The sequence below is a fragment of the Crenobacter sp. CS_VA4 genome (genome assembly GCF_055597485.1).
On the sequence record NZ_JBVMAE010000215.1, the window covers coordinates 1 to 233 of the forward strand.

Consider the following 233-nt stretch of genomic DNA (forward strand, 5'->3'; position numbering starts at 1 on the left):
TGCCGTGCTCCTCGACCAGCACGGCCATGAATTTGCTTGAGCTGTCAAAAGGAATATCCGCGAGCCGCCGCACGCCGTCCACGATCAGGTCCGCCTTGGCCCCGGCAACCCGCAACGCGATTTCGGTCGGGTCACCGGTAGCACGCCCGGAGCCGGCCAGAGATGCGTTGTTGCAATAGAAACCGGTGTGCAGGTTGCGCACCAATGCCGGCTCCTGATCGGGGCGAACCGTC

Annotated in this window: 1 protein-coding gene; it reads right to left on the minus strand. The window is 63.9% G+C overall.

The genetic code is table 11. The features are described from left to right. A partial coding sequence (locus ACZ2IA_RS23330) for a hypothetical protein (RefSeq protein ID WP_470294955.1) occupies positions 1-202 on the minus strand: 202 nt, incomplete at its 3' end. Positions 203-233: the final 31 nt, after the last annotated feature.